Below are 23,557 nucleotides of genomic sequence, written 5' to 3' on the forward strand. Positions count from 1 at the left end.
TTCGAACCCGGGAGGCGCGGCGGACGGTGTGTGCGCGGTGCGCAGGCAGCGGTTACTTCTGGGAACGACGGGTCGCGGGTTCGAATCCCGTCAACGCCACGGGCGTTGTAGCTCAGCGGTAGAGCAGTGGTTTGTTCCGCAGCCGACTCCCGAACTCGGGCACACTCCATTTGCCGCGCCTCCCGGAAGGAATGCAGTGACGACCGGAGGGTCGTCCTCGAATTCGGGGGAGTTCACCATGGCGCGATTCAACACCAGGGCGGCAAAGGCGCAGGGCACTTCGCGGGTCACCTCGACCGGACGCGTGCTGCGCACCTACGAGGGCGGCCGGGGCCGCGAGCGCGACGCGCGCTCCGAGCTCTTCCTGCTGGCCGTCGCGAACCTCGTCTCCCAGCGGACCCACTACGAGACCGGCGCCGAGCGGGACGACCGGTTCGCCGCGCTCGTGCGCGAGCTGGCGGTCCGCGACCCGTCGTGGACCGCCAGCATGCTCGAATGGCTGCGCGGCGAGGGCGGCATGCGGACCGCGTCGATCGTCGGCGCCGCCGAGTACGTCAAGGCGCGCCTCGACGCGGGTGCCACGGACGGCCCCGCCAACCGCGGCGTCGTGGCCTGCGTGCTGCGGCGCCCGGACGAGCCCGGCGAGCTGCTCGCGTACTGGACCGCGCGGTACGGCCGCAACCTGCCCAAGCCGGTGAAGCGGGGCGTCGCCGACGCCGTGCGCCGGCTGTTCAGCGGCACGTCGCTGCTCAAGTACGACACCGCGTCCAAGGGCTACCGCTTCGGCGACATCCTCAACCTCGTGCACGCGGCGCCCGACCCGGACAAGCCGTGGCAGGGGGAGCTGTTCCAGTACGCCCTCGACCGCCGGCACAACCCGGACACCGCCGTGCCGCCCGCGTCGAACCGGGTGCTCACCGCGCACCGGGAGCTGATGGCGCTCCCGGTGGCGGAGCGACGCGCCGTCGTGACCGCGCCCGACGGCGCCGAGCGGCTCGCCGCGGCCGGGATCACCTGGGAGGCGCTCGCCGGCTGGCTCCAGGGCCCGATGGACAGCGCGGCCTGGGAGGCCGTGATCCCGTCCATGGGCGCCATGGCGCTGGTGCGGAACCTGCGCAACTTCGACCGGGCGGGCGTCTCGGACGCGGTCGCGGAGCGGGTCGCCGCGCGGATCAGCGATCCGGCGGAGGTCGCGCGCTCGCGCCAGTTCCCGTTCCGCTACCTCGCCGCGTACCGGCACGCGCCGTCGCTGCGCTGGTCGTACCCGCTGGAGAGGGCCCTCGGCCACTCCCTCGCCAACGTGCCCGCGCTGCCCGGCCGCACGCTGGTGCTCGTGGACCGCTCGGGCTCGATGTTCTTCTCGCGGCTCTCCGACCGCTCGGAGCTCAACCGGGCCGACGCGGCGGCCGTCTTCGGCACGGCTCTCGCACTGCGGGCGGCGGACGCGGACCTCGTCGAGTTCGGCACCACGAGCAGGCGCGTCGGGTTCAGCCGGGGCGAGTCGGTGCTCAAGGTGCTGGAGCGCTTCGGCGACCTCGGCGGCACCGACACGAGCGAGGCGGTGCGCAAGCACTACAGGAAGCACGACCGCGTCCTGATCGTCACGGACGAGCAGGCCGCGTACAGCCGTCACGGCGGACCGACCGAGCAGGTCCCGGCGCACGTCCCGGTCTACACCTGGAACCTGGCCGGACACCGGGTGGGCCACGGCCCGTCCGGCACGGGGAACCGCCATGTGTTCGGAGGCCTCTCCGACGCGGCCTTCCGGATGGTCCCGCTGCTGGAGGGGGCCAGGGACGCCGACTGGCCCTGGGCGGCCTGAGCCCGAGCGCCCGGCAGGTCCGCACCTTCGTGCGGGCCTGCCGGGCGCTCTTGTGCGCCCCGTCGACCGACTCCAACATTTCAGTCGTGGAGGCGATACGACCCGTCCGCCGGACCCTGCTCAGGGACCGGGCGTACGAAGCGATCAGGGACACCATCGTGTCCGGTGGGATCGAACCGGGCCGCCCCGCGGCCGACGGCGACCCGCACGACGTCCTCGTGCGGGTGAGCGGGAACCGCGCCGCCGCCACCATCGCCCGCTGCACCCCGCTCGTCCGCCGCCTGGAGCGGCGCCGCTTCGGCGGGGGCGGGAACTGCCGCTCCGCAGGTCTGCACGGGCGGCTCATCGAGGCCTGCGCGGACGGTGACGTGGCCGGGATGGTCGACCTGGTGGGGCGCGGGGAGATCGGGCGGGACTCGACCGTGCTCCACGCCCACCTGGGCGGGCAGCCCGCGCTCAACGCCTACAGCGCGCTGTTCTGAGCGTCGCCGCAGCCCGCTCCGGCCCGGGGAGGTCCCGCGGGCCGGAGCGGGCGGGTGCCGCTACAGCGTCTGGGCGGCCGGCTTCACCATGCCGCGGACCGTGCGGGACTTCACGAAGTCGCCGATGGCGGTCATCTCCCACTCGCCGGAGAACTGCCTGATCAGCTTGGCCATCATGACGCCGGTCTGGGCCTCGGCGTTGGTCAGGTCGAAGCGGACCAGCTCCTCGCCGCTGGCCGCGTCGATGAGCCGGCAGTAGGCCTTGGCGACCTCGGTGAACTTCTGGCCGGAGAACGAGTTGACCGTGAAGACCAGGCCGGAGACCTCCTGGGGGAGGCGGCCGAGGTCCACGACGATCACCTCGTCGTCACCGCCGCCCTCACCCGTGAGGTTGTCGCCGGAGTGCTTGATCGCGCCGTTCACGATGGAGAGCTTGCCGAAGTAGCAGCTGTCGATGTGGTTGCGCTGCGGGCCGTAGGCGATGACCGACGCGTCCAGGTCGATGTCCTTGCCGCGGTACGCGGGCTCCCAGCCCAGACCCATCTTCACCTGGGACAGCAGCGGCCGGCCGCCCTTGACCAGGGAGACGGTCTGGTTCTTCTGGAGGCTGACGCGGCCCTTGTCGAGGTTGATCTTCCCGGTGCCCGGGGCGGGCGCGGGAGGGGCCGGGGCGGCCGGCGGCGCGGCCGGCACCGGGGGCATGGCGACGGGCGGGGGCGGGGCCGCCACCGGGGTCTGCGCGGCGGGGGCCGGCGGCGCGGCCGGTTCCTCGACGCTCACGCCGAAGTCCGTGGCGATGCCCGCCAGGCCGTTCGCGTATCCCTGGCCGACCGCGCGGGCCTTCCACGCGCCGTTGCGCAGATAGACCTCCACGATCACCAGGGCCGTCTCCGAGCCGAGCTGCGGGGGCGTGAAGCTGGCGAGGACCGTGCTGTCGTCCGCGTTGCGGATCGTCGCCGTCGGTTCGACGCCCTGGAACGTCCGGCCCGCGGCGTCCGGGCTGGCCGTGACGACGATCTTCTCGATGCCCGGGGGCACGGCGCTCGTGTCGATCGTGATCGCGTCGGGGGCCGTGCGGCCGCCCGAGCGGTACGTCACGCCGGGACCCGAGGGCTGGTTGTAGAAGATGAAGTCGTCGTCGGAGCGCACCTTGCCGTCGGCGGTGAGCAGCAGGCCCGAGACGTCGAGCCGAACCGGGGCGGCGACGTCCACCGTCACCCGGGTGACGGGGAGCGGGATGTTCGAGCCGGGGGTCATAGCGGTCATGCCCGGTTGAACGAGCGGGGCGGCTTTGCCGTTCCCTTACCCTTCGGCCAATCGGGTCGTCCGCTCAGCGGGCGTTGCGCGGGTGGGCGCGGGCCGTGCGCTCGTTGCCCCGCTTGTAGTTCCCCGTCCAGCGTGCCATCACCAGCTGAGGGTCGTCGGAGTCGACCTCGGTGAGGAACCGGGCGGCCCGGGAGCCCCGGAGCGTGGTGGCGTGCCGGGAGCCGTGGGTGATGGTCACGGTGCCGTCGCGCTGCTGCGCGTAGGTGAAGCCCTGTGGTCGTGGCATGGGGGGATGGTAGGCGGCGGGCACCGGGGCGGCCCAGGGGTTTTCGGCCCGGTGCCCGCCGCACGGTCCTCAGGGAACCACGACGATCTTGCGGCCCACGCCCGCCGCGAACTGCTCCAGGGCCTCCGGGTAGCTCGTCAGCGGCAGGCGGTCGCTGATGAAGAGGTCCGGGTCGAGGACACCGGTGGCGAAGAGGTCCGCGGCACGCTCGAAGCTGTGCAGGACGGCCATCGAACCGGTGATGGTGATCTCCTGGTTGTAGATGCGGTAGGGGTCGATGGAGACCCGTGTCGCGTAGTCGGCCACCCCGAACTGGAGGAACGTGCCGGCCTTGGCCACCCGGTCCAGCCCGTCCTGGATGGCCGCCGCGTTGCCCGTCGCGTCGACGACCAGGTCCCAGCCCTGCGGGCGGTCCAGCTCGTCGGCGTTCTCCGCGCACGCCGACACGCCGAGCCGCCGGGCCGAGGCCAGCCGCTGCGGGTTCACGTCCACCACGTCCACACTGGCCGCGCCGGTGCGCTTCGCCAGCTCCAGCATCATCAGGCCCATGGTCCCCGAGCCGTAGATCAGGACGCGGGCACCCAGGCGGGACCGGAGGACGTCGTACCCGCGGACCGCGCAGGACAGCGGCTCGATCAGGGCCGCGTCCTGGGTGCGAACGTGGTCGGGCAGCCTGACGCAGTTGGCGACCGGGGCGACCGCGTACTGTGCCGCGCCGCCCGCCGTGGTCACGCCGATGGCCGCCCAGCGCTCGCACAGGTTGTTGCGGCCGGTACGGCAGTACCTGCACTCGTGGCAGTACAGGGAAGGGTCGACGGCCACCCGGTCCCCGACGGCCAGTTCCGTGACCTCGGAGCCCAGACCGACCACCTCGCCCGCGAACTCGTGCCCCGGGACGATCGGCAGGCTGGGCGCGAACTCGCCCTGGAGGATGTGCAGATCGGTTCCGCAGAGCCCGCACGCGGCGACCTCCACGACGACCTGCCGGGGCCCTGGCGCCGGGTCCGGGACCTCGGCGACGACCGCCCTGCCCACGGACTCGATGACGGCGGCCTTCATTTCACGGCTCCCAGCGACAGGCCCTGGACCAGTTTGTCCTGGGCGGCGAACCCCGCGGCGAGCACCGGCAGGGAGATGACGAGCGACGCGGCGCACACCTTGGCCAGGAACAGGCCCTGGCTGGTGATGAACCCGGTGAGGAAGACGGGCGCGGTCTCCGCGACGACCCCCGTCAGCACCCGGGCGAACAGCAGCTCGTTCCAGCTGAAGATGAAGCAGATGAGGGCGGTGGCGGCGATGCCGGGCAGGGCGATGGGGGCCACCACGCGCGCCAGGATCGTGGGCAGCTTCGCACCGTCGATCTGGGCCGCCTCGATGACGGCGACCGGGACCTCGGAGAGGAAGGACTGCATCATCCAGACCGCGATCGGCAGGTTCATCGAGGTGTAGAGGACGACCAGCAGCCAGATGTTGTCCAGCGTCCCGGTGTTCTTGGCGAACAGGTAGATGGGCAGCAGGCCCGCCACCACGGGCAGCATCTTCGTCGACAGGAAGAAGAACAGGACGTCCGTCCACTTCCTCACCGGTCGGATCGACAGCGCGTACGCGGCCGGCAGGGCCAGCAGCAGCACCAGCAGCGTGGACGCCAGCGACGCCACGGTCGAGTTGGCCAGCGCGGGCCACGGGCTCGCGCCGCCGCCCGTGCCGAAGAACTCCCGGTAGCCGTCGAGGGTGAGCGCGGCGGAGAAGGACGGCGGGTTGGTGGCCGCGTCCTCCTCCGAGTGGAAGGACGTCAGGGCCATCCAGGCGATCGGCAGGAAGAACACGATGCCGGCCAGCCAGGCGACCAGGCCCAGGCCGGCTCCCTTGGCGCGGCGGGGACGTACGGGAAGCGCGGTGCCGCTCATGCGCGGGACACCTCCTCGCGGAACAGGGACGAGACCACGCGCAGCGCGAAGGTCGCGATGATGATCGAGCCGATGACGACGAGGACGCCCGCCGCGGAGGCGAGGCCGTTCTCGTGGGCCTGGTAGAAGCTCTGGTAGACGGTGTACGGCAGGTTCGCGGTGCCCAGGCCGCCCGACGTGATGGTGAAGACGGCGTCGAAGTTCTGGACGATGTAGATCGAGCCGAGCAGGGCGCCGAGTTCCAGGTAGCGGCGCAGGTGCGGCAGCGTGAGGTGGCGGAAGATCTGCCATTCGCTCGCGCCGTCCACCTTGGCCGCCTCGATCTGCTGGTGGTCGCGGCTCTGCAGGCCGGCCAGCAGGATCAGCATCATGAACGGCGTCCACTGCCACACCAGTGAGGCCTCGACCGCCAGCAGCGGGGTGCTGGATATCCAGTCGGGCTGCGGGCCGCCCACGTAGTGCAGGAGGCCGTTCAGGAGCCCGTACTCCGGGTTGTAGAGGACGTGCTTCCAGAGCAGGGCCGCGGCCACCGGCACCACCAGGAACGGGGCGATCAGCAGGGTGCGGACCAGGCCGCGGCCCTTGAACCGCCGGTCGAGCAGGAGCGCCAGCAGCAGCCCGAGGACCAGGCTGGCCAGCACCACGGCCACGGTGAGCAGGATCGTCGTCCACACCGACTTGCGCAGGTCCGCGTCGGTCAGGACCTCCGAGTAGTTGCCGAGGCCCGTGAAGCTGCGGGCGTCCGGATACAGGGAGTTCCAGTCGAAGAACGAGATGACCAGCGTGGCCACGAAGGGGAGTTGGGTCACGGCGACCATGAAGACCAGGGCGGGCAGGAGCGGGGCACGGGTGGCCCAGGAGCGCAGCCGTCCCGAGGGGGGTTTGCGGGTGGGCACGGTCGCCGTGCCGAGCGGGGCTGTCGTGGTCGCGGTCATCGTCCCTCGTACTCCTCGGAGATCTCCTCGGCCAGCTTCTGGGACTTCCTCAGGGCCGACTCGACGGACTGGCGTCCGGCGATGGCCGCGCTGATCTCCTGGGACACCTTGGTGCCGAGATCGGTGAACTCCGGGATGCCGACGAACTGGATGCCGGGCGCGGGCCGCGGCTGCACCCCGGGGTCGGTGGGTCGGGCGCCCTCGATGGCGTCCTTGGTCATGTCCTGGAACGCGGCGGCCTCCTCGCGGTAGGCGGCGTTCGCGTAGGTCGAGGCACGCTTGCCGGCGGGCACGTCGGACCAGCCGACCTCTTCGCCGACCAGTTCCTCGTACCCCTTGCCGGAGGCCCAGGACACGAACTTCCAGGCCTTGTCGGGGTTGCGGGACGCGTCCTGGATGCCCCAGGCCCAGGTGTAGAGCCAGCCGGAGGACTCCGTCTCCTCGACCGGCGCGGGTACGTAGCCGATCCTGCCCTTGACGGGGGAGTTGGCCGATTCCAGGGAGCCGGCCGCGGACGTGGCGTCGTACCACATGGCGACCTTGCCCTGGGTCATGTTGTTGAGGCACTCGGCGAAGCCTGACTGGGCGGCACCGGACTCGCCGTGCTCGCGGACGAGGTCCACGTAGAACCTGGTCGCCCTCTCGAACTCGGGGGAGTCCAGCCGCGCCTTCCAGTCCTTGTCGAACCAGGTGCCGCCGAAGGTGTTCACGACCGTGGTGAGCGGGGCCATGACCTCGCCCCAACCGGGCAGCCCGCGCAGGCAGATGCCCTTCATGCCCGACTCGGCGCCGTCCGCCCGCGCGGCGAGGTCCGCGACCTGGGTCCAGGTCGGGCGGTCGGGCATCGTGAGGCCCTTCTCCTCGAACACGTCCTTGCGGTACATGAGGAAGGACGACTCGCCGTAGAACGGCTGCCCGTAGAGCTTTCCGTCGTCCCCGGTCAGGGACTGGCGCATCGGCTTGAGGATGTCCTGCTCGTCGTAGGCGTCGTCGCCGGCGACGTACGAGTCCATCTCGCGCAGCCAGCCGTTCCTGGCGTAGATCGGTATCTCGTAGTTGCTCAGGGTGGCCACGTCGTACTGGCCCGCCTGGTTGGCGAAGTCCTGGCTGATCTTGTCGCGCACGTCGTTCTCCGGCAGCACGGTGAAGTTCACCTCGATGCCGGTCTCCTTGGTGAAGTGGGCGGCGGTGAGCTTCTGGAGTTCCGTCATCTGCGGGTTGTTGACCATGAGGACGTTGATGGAGTTGCCACCGGAGCCCGTCCCGCCCGCTCCGGTCCAGCAACCGGAGAGCAGCGGGGCGAGCAGCGTCCCCGCGGCGGCCGCGGCGAGCATCGCGCGCGGCCTCCGTCGGCTCTGGGTTCGCATGGATCGCTCCTGGATCTATCGGTGGATAAGGGATGTGTCGCGGCATCGCGGTGCCGTGGTGCGGGTGTTGAGGGTGCTGAGGGCAGGTCCCGTGGTGCGGGGGCGAGGGAGGAGGGGAGAGGGGCGGAGACGGGAGGGGCGGAGACGGGAGGGACGGCGAGGGGAGGGGGAGGGGGAGGGGGTCGCCGGGGCCGGTGTCAGACCCGGATCACCTGGGGGCCCTGCATCGCGTAGCGGTGGGCCTCGGACGTGGGCAGGAGCGTGCTGGTGACGATCGCCTCCAGGACGCCGACCTCGGCGAACCGGCAGAAGCTGACGGCGCCGAACTTGGTGTGCACGCCCGCGAAGACCCTGCGCCGCGCGGCCCGGATCGCCTGGGCCTTCACTTCGCTGACCGCCGGGTCGGGCGTGGTGAGTCCGTGTTCGCGGGAGATGCCGTTGGCACCGATGAACGCCAGGTCGACGACGAAGCCCGCGAGCATCTTCGTCGTCCAGTGGTCGACGGTGGCCAGGGTGCCGGGCCTGACCCGGCCGCCGAGCAGCAGCACCGTGGTGTTGTCGGCCTCGGCGAGCGCGCCCGCGGTCGCCAGGGAGGCGGTGACGACGGTCAGCGGCCGGTCCCGGGGCAGCGACTCGGCGATGAGCTGCGGCGTGAACCCCTCGTCGACGAAGACCGTCTCGGCGTCCCCGAGGAGTTCGGCCGCGGCGGCCGCGATGCGGCGCTTCTCGGGTACGTGGCTGGTGGCGCGGAACGCGAGGGTCGTCTCGAAGCCCGCGCTCTCCACCGGGTAGGCGCCGCCGTGCGTGCGGCGGACGAGCCCGTGGTCCTCCAGGGCGCGCAGGTCGCGGCGCACGGTCTCCTTGGCGACGCCCAGTTCGGCCGCCAGGTCGTTCACGTCGACCGCGCCGGTGCGGCGGGCGGCCTTCACGATCTCCCGCTGGCGTTCTTCCGCGCTCATGGCCGACACCCGCTTCCTGTGCTGCGACTTCGTCGTCCGCCACCGGGCTCGGTGCCCGTTCGGGCCCGGTGCGGCCCATGGGGGAAGTTCTACAGCGGGTGTGCTCGACCGGCCAAGCCTGTCGCGGGCCCGATGGCGCCCGTATGTGCCCGTTTTCCGCGGCGTGCGCCCGGGCCGACCTGGGGCCCGGCGTAATTCGGGCAGAGCGCGTGCCCGAACCGCCGGGCGGACGCGCCCGTTCGGTGCCCGTCCGCCCCACGAGGGCGTCCTCGCGGGGCCGTTGGCCGCTGCCTGCGGCCGACAGGGGGCACCCGCGGTGCCGTCGGGTGCGGTCGGCCGTCGTCGGGCGTCAGTACGGCCAGATCGGCGGGTGGCTCACGAAGTGGCCGCCCAGGCACGCGTGGTCGGGGTTCTCGGGGTCCAACTCCCCCTGCTCGGCGATCAGTTTTCCGGCGTACTGCTCGGAGTCGTCCTGCGGCGTGTAGCCGAGGGCCCGGGCACTCGAAAGGTCCCACCACAGGCGGGTGTTGGCGGACGAGCCGTACACGACGGTGTGCCCGACGTCCTCGGCGGTCAGGGCCGCGTGGAAGAGCCGGGCGCCGTCGCCCGGGCTCATCCAGACCGACAGCATGCGCACGGTCGTCGGCTCCGGGAAGCAGGAGCCGATCCGGACCGAGACGGTCTCCAGGCCGTGCTTGTCCCAGTAGAGCTGCGCCAGGTCCTCGCCGAACGACTTCGACAGGCCGTAGAAGGTGTCGGGCCGGCGCGGGGTGTCGACCGGGATCAGCGTGTCCGGGGCGTGCGGCGCGTCGCCCGCGGGGCGCGGGGTGAAGCCGACGGCGTGGTTGGAGGAGGCGAGGACGACACGTCCCACGCCCTCCTCGCGGGCCGCCTCGTACAGGTTGTACGTGCCCTCGATGTTCGCCTTGAGGATCTTGTCGAAGGTGGACTCCAGGGAGATTCCCGCGAGATGGATGATCGCGTCCACGCCCCGCACGGCCTCGCGCAGGGCCTTCCGGTCGCCCAGGTCCGCCACGACGGCGTCCGGCTCGCCCTCGACGGGGAGCAGGTCGAGGAGGCGCAGTTCGTACCCGTGGGCGGGCAGCAGTCCGCGCATCAGGGTGCCGAGGCCGCCGGCGGCGCCGGTGAGCAGAATGGTGCGGGGAGCGGGCATCCTCGGGTCTCCTTGAATCGGCAGCCGTATGCGTGTACGGCATTCACATCCGTGGACACGCTAGGGAGGGTCGACCGGCTCCGTCAAGTGTTGCGCGGAGTGGCGGGATCCGCTGCGCTTCCGGCCACTTCCCGCTCCCGGAATGCGGGTTTGCCCGCTTGACCGGCGCCGACGGGGCGGCTTAGCGTGGACGCGTTCAGGGATATGGACATGGATCAGAAACGTGCACGGGTGGCGTGTGCGTGCATGCTCTAGGGAGAGCCCGTGACGTCAGCCCCCCTTGCCGCTCGACTCAGTATCCCGAGCGGGCCGCTGTTCTTCCCCGTCACCGCGTACGGCCGCGACGGCGCCGTCGACCTCGGCGCGTACCGCGAGCACGTCCGGCGGGGTGTCGAGGCCGGGGCCGCGGCCGTCTTCGCGTGCTGCGGCACCGGTGAGTTCCACGCGCTCACCCCCGAGGAGTTCCAGGCCTGCGTACGGGCGGCCGTCGAGGAGACGGCGGGCCGCGTCCCGGTCGTCGCGGGGGCCGGGTACGGGACCGCGCTGGCCGTGCGCTACGCCCGGCTCGCCGAGGAGGCGGGCGCGGACGGCCTCCTCGCGATGCCGCCCTACCTCGTCGTCGCCCCGCAGGAGGGCCTCCTGCGGCACTACACGGAGCTGGCCGCCGCCACCTCCCTGGACGTCGTCGTCTACCAGCGGGACAACGCCGTGTTCACGCCCGAGACGGTGGTCGCGCTGGCCCGCGCCGAGGGCGTGATCGGCTTCAAGGACGGCGTCGGGGACCTCGACCTGATGCAGCGCATCGTGAGCGCCGTACGGTCCGAGGTCCCGGGAGACTTCCTGTACTTCAACGGGCTGCCGACCGCCGAACTCACCGGCCTCGCGTACCGGGGCATCGGCATCACGCTGTACTCCTCCGCGGTCTTCTGCTTCGCGCCCGCCGTCGCCCTCGCCTTCCACGGGGCGCTCGCCTCCGGGGACGACCGCACCGTCAACCGGCTGCTCGACGGCTTCTACCGCCCGTTCGTCGACCTGCGCGCCCAGGGCCGCGGATACGCCGTCTCCCTGGTCAAGGCGGGCGTACGCCTGAGCGGGCTCGACGTGGGCGAGGTGCGGCCGCCGCTGCACGAGCCGTCCGAGGAGCACGTCAAGCAGCTCGCCCGGCTCGTCGAGCGTGGCCACGCGCTGATCGGGGAGGGCCTGTGAGGGCCTCCGCCTTCGTCTACCCGTGGGACGTCGTCGGCGACCCCGACGCGGCGGCGCGCCTCGCCGCCCTCGGGGTGCGGCAGGCGACGCTCGCCTCCGCGTACCACTCCACGCGCGCGCTGACCCCCCGGCACCCGCGCCACCGCGTCGTCACCGCCCGGCACGCGGCAGTGCTCTACCCCGTGGACCCGGCGCGGTGGCGGGGCCGCCGCCTGCGGCCGTACGCCGCCGGGGACTGGGCGCCCTCGGACGCGTACGGGGAGGCCGCCCACGCCCTCGCGGGCGCCGGGCTCGACGTGCACACCTGGGTGGTACTCGCCCACAACTCCCGGCTGGGCGAGGAGTTCCCGGACACCTCCGTGACCAACGCCTACGGGGACCGCTACCCGTGGGCCCCCTGCATCGCCCAGCCCGGGACGCGCGAGTACCTGGTCGACCTGGCGGTCGAGGCGGCGGTGCGGCCCGGCGCGGCCGGCACGGAACTGGAGTCCCTCGGCTGGTACGGGTTCGCCCACCTGCACGCCCACGACAAGACGGCGGGTGTGCCCCTGACGGACGCCGGTCAGTACCTCATGTCCCTGTGCTTCTGCCCCTCCTGCCGCGACGGCTACGCGCACCACGGCCTCGACCCGGACGGGGCCGCGGCGGCCGTACGGCGTGCCCTGGAACCCGTATGGCGGGGCGAGGCCCCCACCGGCGGCTGGGAGACCGTCGAGAGGCTGCTGGGCGCCGAACAGGCGGCCGCCACGCGTGCGTGGCGCGACTCCGTCGCCCGCTCGCTCCAGTCCGAGGCCGTGGAGGCCGTGCGCGCGGCGGCTCCCGAGGGGTTCCGTGTCCTGCTGCACGCCGATCCGGTGCCGTACCACGCGGGCGCCAACGCCGGTGTGGACCCCGGGCACGTCCTGGGCGTCGCGGACGGGGTGGTCGTGCCGTGCGCGGCCGGACCCGGACTGCTGGCCCCCTTCGCAGCGCAGGCTTCGGCGACGAGTGTCCTGGCGGCCAACTTCACGGTGGTGCGCGGGATGGGCGGCAGCCCCGCGACCCTCGGCGAGGACATGGCGCGGGCCGCCGGGGCGGGGGCCACCGAAGCGCGGCTCTACCACGCGGGGCTGGCGTCGGACGAGGACCTGTCGCTCGTGACGAAGGCGCTCGCGGGCCGGGGTTGAGCCCCGGCCGGGCCGCGTGGTCCGGGGCGGCCGCCGTGATCCGACCGGGCTGTCGGGTCGCACCGTCCGCCTGTCCGCCCGCACCGGCCGTCCGCCTGTCCGCCCGCACCGGCCGTCCGCCTGTCCGCCCGCACCGGCCGTCCGCCTGTCCGCCCGCACCGGCCGTCCGGATGACGCCGTCCGCACCGGCCGTCCGGATGACGCCGACCAGCCACGCCGTCCTCCCGGATGACGGCGTGGCGCCGGAAGATGCGGACCTCCCGGATGACGCCGTCCGGCCGGAGCGCGGCCGCCGACCCGATCGCGCCGTGGCAGGGGCAGAGGCCGTGCGCGGCCGTCGTACGGAGCCCTTCGTGCCGTACCGGGCACGGGCGCACTGCGGGGGTGCCGTCGCGCGGCCGTGCGCGGACCGGTGGCGGCGGCGGGCGCGCACCGTCCCGCGGTTGGGCGGCCGGGAGGCCGGCATGCCTGGGCGGTCCGGGGCCGTGCGGTCCGGACGGCCGGCTCAGACGGTCAGGACGATCTTGCCGTGCGGGTGCCCCTCCTCCAGGTGGCGGACCGCGGCGGCGGCCTCGGCGAGCGGGTACGCGCGGTCGACGGCCGGGACGACGCTTCCCCGCCCGGCGAGTTCCGCGAGGGCCACCAGATCGGCGCGGCGGGGCAGTGCGACGAGGTTGCGGAGGTGCTGCCCGACGAAGGGCGAGAGCATGACGGCCCTCAACTCCCTTCCCATACCGCCGAAGAGGGCGCCGCCGCCCTCGCCGCCGACGACGACCAGGGTGCCGCGCGGGGCGAGCGCGCGACGCAGGACGGGCAGCGGGCGCAGCCCCGCGTTGTCGACGACGACGTCGAAGCGGTCCGGGCCGTCGGTGATCTCCCCGCGGGTGTGGTCGATGACGTGCGAGGCACCCAGGGACCGGACGAAGTCCAGGCCGGTGGGTCCGCAGACCCCGGTCACCTCGGCGCCGTACAGCACGGCGAGCTGGACGGCGAAGGACCCGACACCGCCGGACGCCCCGATGACGAGGACCTTCTGCCCCTGCCGCGGGCGGGCCCGGCCGCTCAGCGCCTGAAGGGCGGTCACACCGGAGACCGGCAGGGCGGCGGCCTGCTCGAACGAGAGGTTCGCGGGCTTGGGCGCCAGCCGGTCGGCCCGGGCGCGCGTGTACTCGGCGAACGAGCCCTCGCACATGCCGAACACCTCGTCGCCCGGCTCGAACCCGGTCACCGCGGACCCGACCGCCGCGACGCGCCCCGCACCCTCCCAGCCGCGCACGGGGTTCCTCGGCCTGCGCAGGCCGAAGACGGCACGGGCCACGTGCGGCCGTCCCGTCATGAGGTGCCACACGCCCCGGTCGACACCGGCCGCGCGCACCTCGACGAGCACCTCGCGGTCGCGCGGCACGGGGCGCTCGACCTCGCGCAGCCGCAGGACGTCGGCGGATCCGTAGGCGTCCTGGACGATCGCCTTCATGGCAGTGGCTCTCCTCTCGTGGTCCCCGGACCGAGCATCGCGACCGTTGCGGCGGCTGACCAGACCCCCGGGCCGCGTTCGCGGGGGCGGCGGCGATGAGTTTCCCTACGACCGGCGGTCCATACCTGGAGGACTCCGACGGGCCCGAGGGCCGCGGAGGCCGCCCGGGGCCCCGGACTCCCGGAGCCCCACCGACGAGAGGAGCCGCCCGATGGGCGCCGACGACACCGTGCCGACCGCACTCGACCTGGGGCCGCAGGCCCTGGTCGTGGCCCGCCTGGCCGAAGGCGTGCGCGACGACCAGCTGGACGCCCCGACCCCCTGCCCGGAGTACGCCGTGCGCCACCTGCTGGGGCATCTGCTGGGACTGTCCGGCGCCTTCCGGGACGCGGGGCGCAAGGACCTCGGACCCGCGACGGACACCGCCCCCGACGCCCGGCTGCCCGATGTGGCTCCCGACTGGCGCGACCGGCTTCCCGAAGCGCTCGGCGAGCTGGCCGAGACCTGGCGCGACCCGTCCGCCTGGACCGGCGAGACCCGGGCGGGCGGCGTGGACCTGCCCGGCGCCGTGGCGGGCATGGTCGCAGCCGACGAGCTGGTGGTCCACGGCTGGGACCTGGCCCGCGCCACGGGCCTGCCCTACGCCCCCGACGAGGCTGCTCTCCGGGTGGCCCACGGGATGCTCGCGCCGTCCGTCGGCGATCCGTCCCGGGACGCCATCTTCGGGCCCGTCGTGGCCGTCCCCGAGGACGCGCCCCTGCTGGACCGGGTGATCGGGCTGAGCGGACGGAATCCGGGGTGGACCGCCGGGAGCTGAGCGGACGCGACCCCGGGCGCGCTGCCGGGGGCCGGAGGCCATGGGCATGAGTGGGGCCGGGGGCCGGGGTCGGCAGGAGTGGGACCGGAGTGGGACCGGAGGCCGGGAGTGGGCCGGGGCCGGGGTGACGGACTCCGGCCCCGGCGGGCTTGTGCCGAACGGGGGCCGGGAGTGGCGCTCCGGCGACCTCTTTCGACGAAGTCGCCCGGTGAAAGCGCGAGTTGGCGCGCATTCCCGGCCAGGTGCCCGCGGCACGGGGAACGGCGTGCGCGCCCGATGGCGACCCGGTGACGCATGTGCATTACAAGTACCTGGAAGTCAACCCTTGATCGCCGTAGCGGGCCCTGATATCCATGTGCACATCCTCCTCACATGATCTTCACATGTGGGTGGCTTCTCAGGTCGGTCCCCACCCGCGTCGGCAACCCGCCGGCGTGCGCGATTCGAGATGCCGCAAGGCCACGCCTTGAGGCAGCCCTTCGCGTCCGGCCGCCCGGCACACCAGCCGGTCCACTCCTGAGAGAACCCTTGACGACCTGCACTGTCCGCGCGACAACGTTATCGACGGCCGCGCTCCCCGCCCCGCCCGAGGGCGCCGGGCGGGCGTGACGCGCCCGGCACCCGCGGCCGCCGCCTGGGGCGCCACGGTCCGTCCCCGCGTCCCCGGCGCCGCCCGCCGTTGAGCGGCGCCCGCTTTCCCGCACGTCACTCCACGTACGTCCGCGCGTACGTCGATTCCACATGTCACGAGTGCTTCCCGGACGCGCCGAATTCCCCTTTCTCCACCCCCTTCTTCTCCACCCGGCGCCGCTTCGGGCTGCCATTCGGCCTCCGCCTTCCGCCCGTCCGGCGGGAGGTCGTACGCACCTCCTTTCCACCGAGGGAATCCATGCCTGCCTTCTGCGCCCACTGCGGCGGCCGACTGCCCGGCGAGGCGCGCTTCTGCGCCTCGTGCGGCCAGGCCGTCGTCGCCACGCCCCCGGGTCCGCCCCCGGTGGCGCCCCCGCCCCTGCCCGCCTCGCCGCCCGCGGCCACGGGCGCGCCGGAGGCGACGGGGCACGTCCACGCGGCTGCCGGCCTCCCGCCCGTGCCCGCTCAGGGCCCCGCCCCCGGCCCGCCCGCGCCGTTGACGGGCCACCTGGTGCGCGAGGCGCTCGCGCGAACGCTGAGCGGCGACTGGGTCACGCCCGCCCGTGTCGCCGCCCCGCCGACCGCCCTCCTGCTCCTGCTGGCGCTTCTCGTCGCCGGGTCCGCGGAGGGACTGGGCGGCGGTTTCGCCGACAGGTTCACCGCAGGACTCGTCCTCGTCCTGTCCGCGGTCGGCGCGAGTCCGGGTCTCGCGGTCACGGATCAGGACAGCCTGACCCCGATGGTGTCGGCCGAACTCTCCCTGCTGCCGCTCGGGGCGACGCTGCTGTGGGCCGGTGCCCTGTGGTGCGGCGCCCTGCGGGAGCGCGTCCGCCGCGCGGCCGGCGCCGGGCGGGCGTCCGCCGACGGAGCCGTCCCGCTCGCCGTGCGCACGGTCCTGCTGACCGTGCTCGGGGTCGTACTCCTGGCGGCGACGGCCGGCGGGTCCGTCCTCCAGCCGACCGGGGGCCTCTCGCGCCACGTGACGCTGACCCTGACGTGCTCCGTGTGGAGCGCGGCCTGCTGGAGCCTGCTGCTGGCCTCCGGGGTGCTCCTGCCCACGTTGTGCGGTTCGCCCGCCCCCGAGTCCGCGCTCCGTCGGCCGGAAGTGCGCGGCTGGCTCCGGGCGGCCCGGCACGCGGCCGTCTCCCTCGCCGTGCCCGTCGCTCTGGCCGGCGTCGTGGTCGTGGTCCTGCTGGTCTCGCGGAACGGCGCCCAGGCGCTCGTACCGGCGCTGCTCCTCGCCCCCAACCTCGGCGTGACCGCGCTCGGAGTCGGCTGGGGAGCCCCTGCCGAGCTGACCGCCGGGGGTGCCTTCCCCGGGTTCCGGTCGTCGGGCGGCGAGGTTCCCGGCGGCACGGTGGCCCTCTCCCTGTTCGAGCCGCATGGCCTCGGCGCGGGGCTCTGGGCGTCCCTGCTGCTCGGTGTGGCGGCCGTCCTGCTGCTCGGCCTTCGCGTCCTGGGCGAGGGGGGCCGGGCAGCCGCCGTGCGCGCCGCGGTGTGTTTCGTCGCCGGCTTCCTGCTGTCGGTGCTCGCGGCGGGAGCCGCGGCCGAGATGTCCCTCGGCGCCGACGGCGCGGGGTTCCTGTCCTGGGAACTGGACCTCCACGGCCTGCGATCCGACGCCGGTACGGCCGAGGCCGGACTCGCCTTCCCCGCCGCGCTGTTCGCGGCCGCGGTGTGGGCTGCCGTCGGCGCCTTCGGGGTGCCCGCGGCGGCCCGGAGGCTCGGGTGGACGGGCGCCGGCGGACTGCCGGTACGCGCGGCGGTCCTCCGTCGCTTCCTCACGCGGCTCGTGTCCGCACCGGCCGGTCCGGCTTTCGTCCCGGCTGCCGTTCCGGTCGACGCGCGGCCGGCGGGGCCGGGCGTCGACGCCGTGGCCGGCGACGGGTCGCCGGGGGCGCTCACCGTGCCGGACCTGCCGGACCTGCCGGACCTGCCGGTCCATGCGGTGCCCGCGGTCCCTGTGGCTCCTGCGGTCCCTGTGGCTCTTGCGGTCCTGGAGGCTCCTGCGGTCCCGCCGGTCCCGCCGGTCCCGCCGGTCGCGGGAGCCGGGGCCGACGCCCCTGCCGATGCGGTGTTCGGCACCGGTTCGGTGTCCGGGGCCGATTCAGACGTCGATCCCGATGCGGAGCCCGGGTCCCGGTCTGGCGCCGAGGGCGGGTCCGGGTCCGAGCCCGAGCCCGGGTCCGAGCCCGGGTCCGGGGCGGAGGCCGACACGGAGTCCGTGTCCGGTGCAGGGGCTGACGCGGAGTCCGACTCCGGGTCCGGGGCTGACGGTGACGGCGATGCCGAGTCCGGGGCCGGGTCCGTGGCTGTTCCCGAGTCCGGGTCCGTGGCCGTCCCCGGGTCCGAGGTCGGGGCCGAGTCCGGGGCTGACGCCGAGTCCGAGTCCGAGTCGGACTCCGGGTCCGGCGCCGACGGGTCCGCCGTCACCGGGCTTGAGCACGGCGAGTCGTCCGCGCAGGGGACTCCCGCCGCCTCCGAGCCGGCTTCCGCCGCCGAGCCGCGTACGGGTGTCCCCGCGGACCGGACCGCCCCGGTGCCGCCCGCGCCGGGCCCGGCCGGGGCCGTGCGTGCGGCGGGGGCCGACCGGCTCGACACCGTCACGGCCCCGGCCCGCCCGGCCGCCGTGCCGCCGCAGGACGGTCCCGTGCTCCTCGCGGCGCCCCCGACCGAGCCCCGGCCGGGGCGCCGTACCCCCCACTGGGGTGCCGTCATCGCGACCGTCGTGGCCAGCGCGGTCGTCGCCGGAGGCGTCACCGCGGGCGCGATGTGGCTGACCTCCGACCGGTCGGGGTCGAAGCCGCACGCGGCCCGGACGGCGCCCGCCGCCCCCGCGGGCTCCGGAACCCCCGCGCCGGCCCCCTCCGCCCCCTCCGGGAGCCCCGACGTGCCGTCGACCGGTCCGTCCGGCCCCGGGGCGTCGCCCACCGGGACGGGGGTGGCGCCGGAGGACGTTCCCGCCGAGGTGGAGCGCCTGCTGGGGGAGAACAGCCCCATGCGCGGCCGGGTGCAGAAGGCCGTCACCGCGGCCAAGCACTGCTGGAACGGCGTGGGCTCGGTCCGGGACGCCCGTGACGACCTGCTGGTCGTGGCGACCCGCCGCGACGATCTCGTACGGCGTCTCGACCTGCTCGTTCCGCAGGCGGAGAGCGACCTGCTCCCGGCGCTGGAGGCGCTGTCGCGGGCCTGGACGGCCTCGGCGGACGCCGACCGGGACTATGCCGAGTGGGCGTCCCGGATCGTCGACGACATGACGCCCGACCCGCTGAACGGATGCCCGAACCACGGCGCGGTCGGCGAGTCCCAGTACGCGGGTGCGCACGACGAGGCGGCGGGGGAGGCGAAGGAGGAGTTCGCCGGTCTGTGGAACGACCTCGCGCCGCGGTACGGCCTGACACCCGTGGAGGTCGCGAACCTCTGACGCGCCGTACGAAGCGCGCCGTACGAAGCGCGCCGTACGAAGCGCGCCGCGGGCCGACCGTGCTCCTGGGAGGGCGCGGTGGCCCGCGGCCGTCGGCGGCCCCGGCCGGGTCAGGACGGCCGGGGCCGCCCCCTCACCCACCGGCCCCGCCCCTCCCCACCCATCGGGGCCGCTCCCAACCCCTCGGCCCCGCACGCCGCTTGCCGTTCCCGCCCGGGTCCCGCCCGGGGCCGGATCCGCCCCCGTAGGCTCCCCGCATGCCCCTGACCCTCACCACGCTCGGCACGGCCTCCCCGCACCCCCGGCCCGGGCGTCCCTGTTCCGGGTACCTGGTGAGCGGCGGCGGCGCCGAGGTGTGGGTGGACGCGGGGCCCGGCACGTTCGCCGAGTTGCAGCGGCACACGGACCCGGCGCGGCTGACCGCGATCTGGATCTCGCATCTGCACGCCGACCACTGCGCGGACCTCCTGGCCGCCGTGTACGGCCTCGCGTACGGCGGACTCACCCCGGCCGAACCCGTCGCGGTGTACGCGCCCGCCGGCTGCGGGCGGCGGATCGCGGGGTTCCTCGGGCGGTCGGACACCGGATTCCTCGACCCGTTCGTCGAGTTCAGGACCCTGGAGGACGGGCACGAGGCACGGCTCGGCGGGCTCGTGCTGACCAGCCGCGCCGTCGTCCACGACACCGAGGCGTACGGCCTGCGTGCCGAGTGCGGAGGCAAGGTCCTCGCGTACTCGGGGGACACCGGACCGTGCGAGCCGCTCGCCGAACTCGCCCGGGACGCCGACCTGTTCCTCTGCGAGGCGGACATCGACCGGCATCGCGAAGGCGAACAGGTCCATCTGACCCCGGAGGACGCCGGGGCGTACGCCCGCGAGGCCCGGGCAGGGGAACTGCTCGTCACACACGTCGGCCCCACCCTCACGCCCGAGGCGGCCACGGACCGTGCCGCCGCGGCCTTTGGGGGCCGCGCGTCCACGGCGCGCGAGGGCGACGTACGGACCGTCTGAGACGGGTCCGCCGCACGGACGGGTCCGCCGGACGTCGGCCGACTTCTTTTGTGAGAAGCGTTGACGAAACACAGGCGCGCTCCTACCTTCGTCGCGTCGTACTTCGTACGTCATATATGAGACGCGATATGTGAGATCCGAGAGGCGCGCATGACCTCTGTGCCCATCCCGATCCCGTCCCGCACGCAGTTCGTGCTGGAAGGGATCAAGAACCGCATCCTCACCGGGCAGTTGACCCCGGGACAGGCTCTGGTCGAGACCGAACTCGCCGCGCAGTTCGGGGTGTCCAAGACGCCCGTGCGCGAGGCGTTGAAGACCCTGGCCGGCACCGGGCTCGTCGTGATGAACCAGTACAAGGGCGTCACGGTGCGCATGGTGGACGCGGACATGGCGCGCGAGGTGTACGACGTGCGGCTGCTCCTGGAGCCGGAGGCGCTGCGGCGCTCCGTGACCCGCGGCGCCTCCCTCGACACGGCGCGCGTGGCCCTCGAACGGGCGGACGGCGCCACCGACACCGCCCAACGCTCCCTCGCCAACCGGGAGTTCCACCGCTCGCTGTACGTCTCCTGCGGCAACCCGCTGCTGGGCCGGATGCTCGACGAGGTCCGCGACCAGGCGGCCCTGGTCTCCGCCGTCGCCTGGGCCGCCGACCCGTCCTGGGAGCGCGAGGCCACCGAGCACCGGGAGATCCTCCGGCTCGCCCTCGACGGGGACGCGGACGGCGCGGCGCGGGCCCTGCACTCGCACATCGCCTCGTTCGTGCAACGGGCCTTCCCCGAGGCCCAGGGAAAGGGTGAACCGGAATGACCACGACCACGTTCGAGGCCCAGCGGGCCGCCCTCGCCGACGTGGTGGCGATCCCCGTGACCCCGTTCGCCGAGGACGGCACCATCGACCGGGACGTCCACCGCTCGCTGCTGCGCCGGGTGCTCGACGGCGGCGTACGCATCCTCACGCCCAACGGGAACACCGGTGAGTTCTACGCGCTGAGCCCCGAAGAGCGGCGCACGGTCACCGAGTTGACGATCGAGGAGACGGGCGGCCGGGCGACCGTCCTGGTCGGGGTCGGGCACGACGTGCCGACCGCCGTCGCCTCCGCGCGCCACGCCCGCGAGCAGGGCGCGCAGATGGTGATGGTCCACCAGCCCGTCCACCCGTACGTGTCGGAGGGCGGCTGGGTCGACTACCACCGCGCGATCGCCCGGGCGGTGCCCGAACTCGGCGTCGTCCCGTACATCCGCAACCCGTCGCTCGCAGGCGCCCGGCTGGCCGAACTCGCGGACGACTGCCCCAATGTCATCGGTGTGAAGTACGCCGTGCCGGACGCGGCCCGCTTCGCCGCGTTCGCCCGTGACGCGGGGCTCGAACGCTTCGTGTGGGTGGCCGGACTCGCGGAGCCTTACGCGCCCTCGTACTTCTCCGCGGGGGCGACCGGGTTCACCTCGGGCCTGGTGAACGTCGCCCCCGCCGTCTCGCTGAACATGATCGAGGCACTCCGGTCGGGCGACTACGCGGGAGCCATGAAGGTCTGGGAGCAGATCCGCCGCTTCGAGGAACTGCGCGGAGCCAACTCCTCGGCCAACAACGTGACCGTCGTCAAGGAGGCGCTGGCCTCACTCGGCCTGTGCCGTCGCGACGTACGCCCGCCGAGCAGGCAGCTTCCCGAGGCCGAGCGCGCCGAGATCGCCGCGATAGCCGGGGGGTGGTCGACATGACCGGCACCGCACCGGCCGAACAGGGCGGCGCCGCCGGGACACCGGCCGGGCCCCGGCGGCTGCGCAGCCACCAGTGGTACGGCACCGAGGGGCTGCGCTCGTTCAGTCACCGCGCCCGCACCCGGCAGCTCGGCTACCTGCCCGAGGAGCACCTCGGCAAGCCCGTCATCGCCATCCTCAACACCTGGTCCGACATCAACCCCTGCCATGTCCATCTCCGGGACCGCGCGCAGGCAGTGAAGCGGGGCGTGTGGCAGGCCGGCGGCTTCCCGCTGGAGTTCCCCGTCTCCACCCTCAGCGAGACCTTCCAGAAGCCGACCCCCATGCTCTACCGTAACATGCTCGCGATGGAGACCGAGGAACTGCTGAGGTCGTACCCGGTGGACGGGGCCGTGCTGATGGGTGGTTGCGACAAGTCCACGCCCGCGCTGCTCATGGGCGCCGCGTCCGTCGACCTGCCGGCCGTGTTCGTGCCCGCGGGGCCGATGCTGCCGGGCCACTGGCGCAACGAGGTGCTCGGCTCGGGCACCGACATGTGGAAGTACTGGGACGACAAGCGCGCCGGGCTCATCGGGGACTGCGAGATGGCCGAGCTGGAGAGCGGGCTGGCGCGTTCCCCCGGGCACTGCATGACCATGGGCACGGCGTCCACGCTGACCGCGGCGGCCGAGGCGCTGGGCGTCACGGTGCCCGGTGCGTCCAGCATCCCGGCCGTCGACTCGGGGCACGACAGGATGGCCGCCGCCTCCGGCCTGCGGATCGTCGAACTCGTGCGCAGGGACCGGAAGCTGTCCGACATCCTCACGGCGGACGCCTTCGAGGACGCGGTGACGACGGTCCTCGGCCTCGGCGGCTCCACCAACGCGGTGATCCACCTGATCGCCATGGCGGGACGCGCCGGGGTCCGGCTCACCCTCGACGACTTCGACCGTGTCGCCCGCAAGGTGCCGGTCCTCGCGAACGTGCGCCCCGGCGGCCGGAGGTACCTCATGGAGGACTTCCACTTCGCCGGCGGGCTGCCAGGGTTCCTGTCGCGGATCACCGATCTGCTGCACCTGGACCGGCCCACGGTCTCGTACGACACGCTGCGCGAGCAGCTCGACGGGGTGCTCGTGCACGACGACGACGTGATCCGGCCGCGCCACCACCCCGTCGCGGACGAGGGCGGGGTCGCGGTACTGCGGGGCAACCTCTGCCCCGACGGAGCGGTGATCAAGCACATCGCGGCCGAGCCGCACCTGCTCCGGCACACCGGTCCCGCTGTCGTGTTCGACGACTACCGGGTCATGCAGCGCACCATCAACGACCCGGAGCTGGGCATCACCGCGGACACCGTGCTGGTGCTGCGCAACGCCGGCCCCAAGGGCGGACCGGGCATGCCGGAGTACGGGATGCTGCCGATCCCCGACCATCTGCTCAAGCAGGGCGTCCGGGACATGGTGCGGATCTCCGACGCCCGGATGAGCGGCACGAGTTACGGCGCGTGCGTCCTGCACGTCGCCCCCGAGTCGTACGTCGGCGGACCCCTCGCCCTGGTGCGCACCGGCGACACGATCACCCTCGACGTCGAGGCGCGCTCGCTCCGGCTCGATGTGGACGACGCGGAACTGGAGCGGCGCCGGGCGGAGTGGACCGCGCCTCCCGAACGCTACGAACGCGGCTACGGCGCGCTCTACAACGACCAGATCACCCAGGCCGACACCGGCTGCGACTTCGCCTTCCTGGCACGGCCGGGCAAGGTGCAGGACCCCTACGCGGGCTGAGCACGAGCACGTCCGGCGCTCCTGGGCCGGAACCCGAACGGCAAAGCCCACTGGGCCCCGTACGCGCACGAAGCAAGCGCTTCCTGCACCGGGCGCGTTCCGCACGACGGAACGACGGCAGCACGGCACGACGGCACCACGGCGACCCCGCCGA

At 73.7% G+C, this 23,557-nt stretch carries 19 protein-coding genes; 10 read left to right on the top strand and 9 right to left on the bottom strand.

The window, feature by feature from the left end; translation table 11 throughout:
• Positions 1–238: 238 nt before the first annotated feature.
• A complete protein-coding gene (locus IE265_RS23470) occupies positions 239–1,822 on the top strand; it encodes a TROVE domain-containing protein (RefSeq protein WP_190037633.1) in 1,584 nt (527 codons plus the stop codon).
• Between the two features lie 86 nt (positions 1,823–1,908).
• The gene (locus IE265_RS23475; protein ID WP_229916431.1) at positions 1,909–2,304 is read left to right on the top strand and encodes a hypothetical protein; all 396 of its coding nucleotides are present in this window, start codon (positions 1,909–1,911) and stop codon (positions 2,302–2,304) included.
• A gap of 60 nt (positions 2,305–2,364) precedes the next feature.
• Here the strand turns inward: IE265_RS23475 and IE265_RS23480 are convergent, their stop codons facing one another.
• The 8 genes from IE265_RS23480 to IE265_RS23515 form a co-directional block, all read right to left on the bottom strand.
• Positions 2,365–3,561 (bottom strand): TerD family protein, encoded by a 1,197-nt coding sequence (locus IE265_RS23480; RefSeq protein WP_190037751.1) that lies wholly within the window; start codon positions 3,559–3,561, stop codon positions 2,365–2,367.
• Between the two features lie 73 nt (positions 3,562–3,634).
• Positions 3,635–3,856: a hypothetical protein gene (locus tag IE265_RS23485; protein WP_190037634.1), complete on the bottom strand. Its 222-nt coding sequence runs from the start codon at positions 3,854–3,856 to the stop codon at positions 3,635–3,637.
• 69 nt (positions 3,857–3,925) lie between these two features.
• On the bottom strand, positions 3,926–4,915 hold the full coding sequence (locus tag IE265_RS23490) for a zinc-dependent alcohol dehydrogenase family protein (RefSeq protein ID WP_190037635.1): 990 nt from the start codon (positions 4,913–4,915) through the stop codon (positions 3,926–3,928).
• On the bottom strand, positions 4,912–5,763 hold the full coding sequence (locus IE265_RS23495; RefSeq protein WP_190037636.1) for a carbohydrate ABC transporter permease: 852 nt from the start codon (positions 5,761–5,763) through the stop codon (positions 4,912–4,914). The genes IE265_RS23490 and IE265_RS23495 overlap by 4 nt, the downstream gene beginning before the upstream one ends.
• The gene (locus IE265_RS23500; protein ID WP_190037637.1) at positions 5,760–6,698 is read right to left on the bottom strand and encodes a carbohydrate ABC transporter permease; all 939 of its coding nucleotides are present in this window, start codon (positions 6,696–6,698) and stop codon (positions 5,760–5,762) included. The genes IE265_RS23495 and IE265_RS23500 overlap by 4 nt, the downstream gene beginning before the upstream one ends.
• Positions 6,695–8,065 carry an ABC transporter substrate-binding protein gene (locus IE265_RS23505; protein ID WP_190037638.1) on the bottom strand — a complete coding sequence of 457 codons (1,371 nt, stop codon included), beginning with the start codon at positions 8,063–8,065 and terminating at the stop codon, positions 6,695–6,697. Before IE265_RS23505 ends, IE265_RS23500 begins: the two co-directional genes overlap by 4 nt.
• 197 nt (positions 8,066–8,262) lie before the next feature.
• On the bottom strand, positions 8,263–9,033 hold the full coding sequence (locus IE265_RS23510) for a DeoR/GlpR family DNA-binding transcription regulator (RefSeq protein ID WP_190037639.1): 771 nt from the start codon (positions 9,031–9,033) through the stop codon (positions 8,263–8,265).
• Positions 9,034–9,373: 340 nt separating this feature from the next.
• Positions 9,374–10,198: an NAD-dependent epimerase/dehydratase family protein gene (locus tag IE265_RS23515; RefSeq protein ID WP_190037640.1), complete on the bottom strand. Its 825-nt coding sequence runs from the start codon at positions 10,196–10,198 to the stop codon at positions 9,374–9,376.
• 264 nt (positions 10,199–10,462) lie between these two features.
• On the opposite strand from IE265_RS23515, the gene IE265_RS23520 reads away from it, so the two are divergent.
• Together IE265_RS23520 and IE265_RS23525 are read left to right on the top strand one after the other, a co-directional pair.
• The gene (locus IE265_RS23520; protein WP_190037641.1) at positions 10,463–11,404 is read left to right on the top strand and encodes a 5-dehydro-4-deoxyglucarate dehydratase; all 942 of its coding nucleotides are present in this window, start codon (positions 10,463–10,465) and stop codon (positions 11,402–11,404) included.
• The gene (locus tag IE265_RS23525; RefSeq protein WP_190037642.1) at positions 11,401–12,570 is read left to right on the top strand and encodes a hypothetical protein; all 1,170 of its coding nucleotides are present in this window, start codon (positions 11,401–11,403) and stop codon (positions 12,568–12,570) included. Before IE265_RS23520 ends, IE265_RS23525 begins: the two co-directional genes overlap by 4 nt.
• Positions 12,571–13,075: 505 nt before the next feature.
• Here IE265_RS23525 and IE265_RS23530 read toward each other — a convergent pair.
• Positions 13,076–14,044: an NAD(P)-dependent alcohol dehydrogenase gene (locus IE265_RS23530; RefSeq protein ID WP_190037643.1), complete on the bottom strand. Its 969-nt coding sequence runs from the start codon at positions 14,042–14,044 to the stop codon at positions 13,076–13,078.
• A gap of 211 nt (positions 14,045–14,255) precedes the next feature.
• Here IE265_RS23530 and IE265_RS23535 point away from each other — a divergent pair, with 211 nt between their 5' ends.
• The 6 genes from IE265_RS23535 (at position 14,256) to araD (ending at position 23,403) form a co-directional block, all read left to right on the top strand.
• Positions 14,256–14,861 carry a TIGR03086 family metal-binding protein gene (locus IE265_RS23535; protein WP_190037644.1) on the top strand — a complete coding sequence of 202 codons (606 nt, stop codon included), beginning with the start codon at positions 14,256–14,258 and terminating at the stop codon, positions 14,859–14,861.
• Positions 14,862–15,750: 889 nt separating this feature from the next.
• Positions 15,751–18,915, top strand: coding sequence for a hypothetical protein (locus IE265_RS23540; protein ID WP_190037645.1), 3,165 nt, complete (start codon positions 15,751–15,753; stop codon positions 18,913–18,915).
• Between the two features lie 257 nt (positions 18,916–19,172).
• On the top strand, positions 19,173–19,925 hold the full coding sequence (locus tag IE265_RS23545) for an MBL fold metallo-hydrolase (RefSeq protein ID WP_190037646.1): 753 nt from the start codon (positions 19,173–19,175) through the stop codon (positions 19,923–19,925).
• Between the two features lie 150 nt (positions 19,926–20,075).
• Positions 20,076–20,732 carry a GntR family transcriptional regulator gene (locus IE265_RS23550; protein ID WP_190037647.1) on the top strand — a complete coding sequence of 219 codons (657 nt, stop codon included), beginning with the start codon at positions 20,076–20,078 and terminating at the stop codon, positions 20,730–20,732.
• Positions 20,729–21,640, top strand: coding sequence for a dihydrodipicolinate synthase family protein (locus tag IE265_RS23555; protein WP_190037648.1), 912 nt, complete (start codon positions 20,729–20,731; stop codon positions 21,638–21,640). The genes IE265_RS23550 and IE265_RS23555 overlap by 4 nt, the downstream gene beginning before the upstream one ends.
• Positions 21,637–23,403 carry an L-arabinonate dehydratase gene (araD, locus tag IE265_RS23560; RefSeq protein ID WP_229916433.1) on the top strand — a complete coding sequence of 589 codons (1,767 nt, stop codon included), beginning with the start codon at positions 21,637–21,639 and terminating at the stop codon, positions 23,401–23,403. Before IE265_RS23555 ends, araD begins: the two co-directional genes overlap by 4 nt.
• The last annotated feature ends 154 nt before the right edge of the window (positions 23,404–23,557 follow it).

The sequence above is a fragment of the Streptomyces fructofermentans genome (assembly GCF_014651055.1).
In the GTDB taxonomy this organism is placed as follows: domain Bacteria; phylum Actinomycetota; class Actinomycetes; order Streptomycetales; family Streptomycetaceae; genus Streptomyces; species Streptomyces fructofermentans.

Coding starts and splice junctions, on each gene's coding strand:
- IE265_RS23535 (WP_190037644.1), top strand. CDS start 14,256: ATGGGCGCCGACGACACCGTGCCGACCGCACTCGACCTGGGGCCGCAG.
- IE265_RS23545 (WP_190037646.1), top strand. CDS start 19,173: ATGCCCCTGACCCTCACCACGCTCGGCACGGCCTCCCCGCACCCCCGG.
- IE265_RS23480 (WP_190037751.1), bottom strand. CDS start 3,561: ATGACCCCCGGCTCGAACATCCCGCTCCCCGTCACCCGGGTGACGGTG.
- IE265_RS23470 (WP_190037633.1), top strand. CDS start 239: ATGGCGCGATTCAACACCAGGGCGGCAAAGGCGCAGGGCACTTCGCGG.
- IE265_RS23550 (WP_190037647.1), top strand. CDS start 20,076: ATGACCTCTGTGCCCATCCCGATCCCGTCCCGCACGCAGTTCGTGCTG.
- IE265_RS23540 (WP_190037645.1), top strand. CDS start 15,751: ATGCCTGCCTTCTGCGCCCACTGCGGCGGCCGACTGCCCGGCGAGGCG.
- IE265_RS23495 (WP_190037636.1), bottom strand. CDS start 5,763: ATGAGCGGCACCGCGCTTCCCGTACGTCCCCGCCGCGCCAAGGGAGCC.
- IE265_RS23490 (WP_190037635.1), bottom strand. CDS start 4,915: ATGAAGGCCGCCGTCATCGAGTCCGTGGGCAGGGCGGTCGTCGCCGAG.
- araD (WP_229916433.1), top strand. CDS start 21,637: ATGACCGGCACCGCACCGGCCGAACAGGGCGGCGCCGCCGGGACACCG.
- IE265_RS23555 (WP_190037648.1), top strand. CDS start 20,729: ATGACCACGACCACGTTCGAGGCCCAGCGGGCCGCCCTCGCCGACGTG.
- IE265_RS23530 (WP_190037643.1), bottom strand. CDS start 14,044: ATGAAGGCGATCGTCCAGGACGCCTACGGATCCGCCGACGTCCTGCGG.
- IE265_RS23505 (WP_190037638.1), bottom strand. CDS start 8,065: ATGCGAACCCAGAGCCGACGGAGGCCGCGCGCGATGCTCGCCGCGGCC.
- IE265_RS23500 (WP_190037637.1), bottom strand. CDS start 6,698: ATGACCGCGACCACGACAGCCCCGCTCGGCACGGCGACCGTGCCCACC.
- IE265_RS23485 (WP_190037634.1), bottom strand. CDS start 3,856: ATGCCACGACCACAGGGCTTCACCTACGCGCAGCAGCGCGACGGCACC.
- IE265_RS23515 (WP_190037640.1), bottom strand. CDS start 10,198: ATGCCCGCTCCCCGCACCATTCTGCTCACCGGCGCCGCCGGCGGCCTC.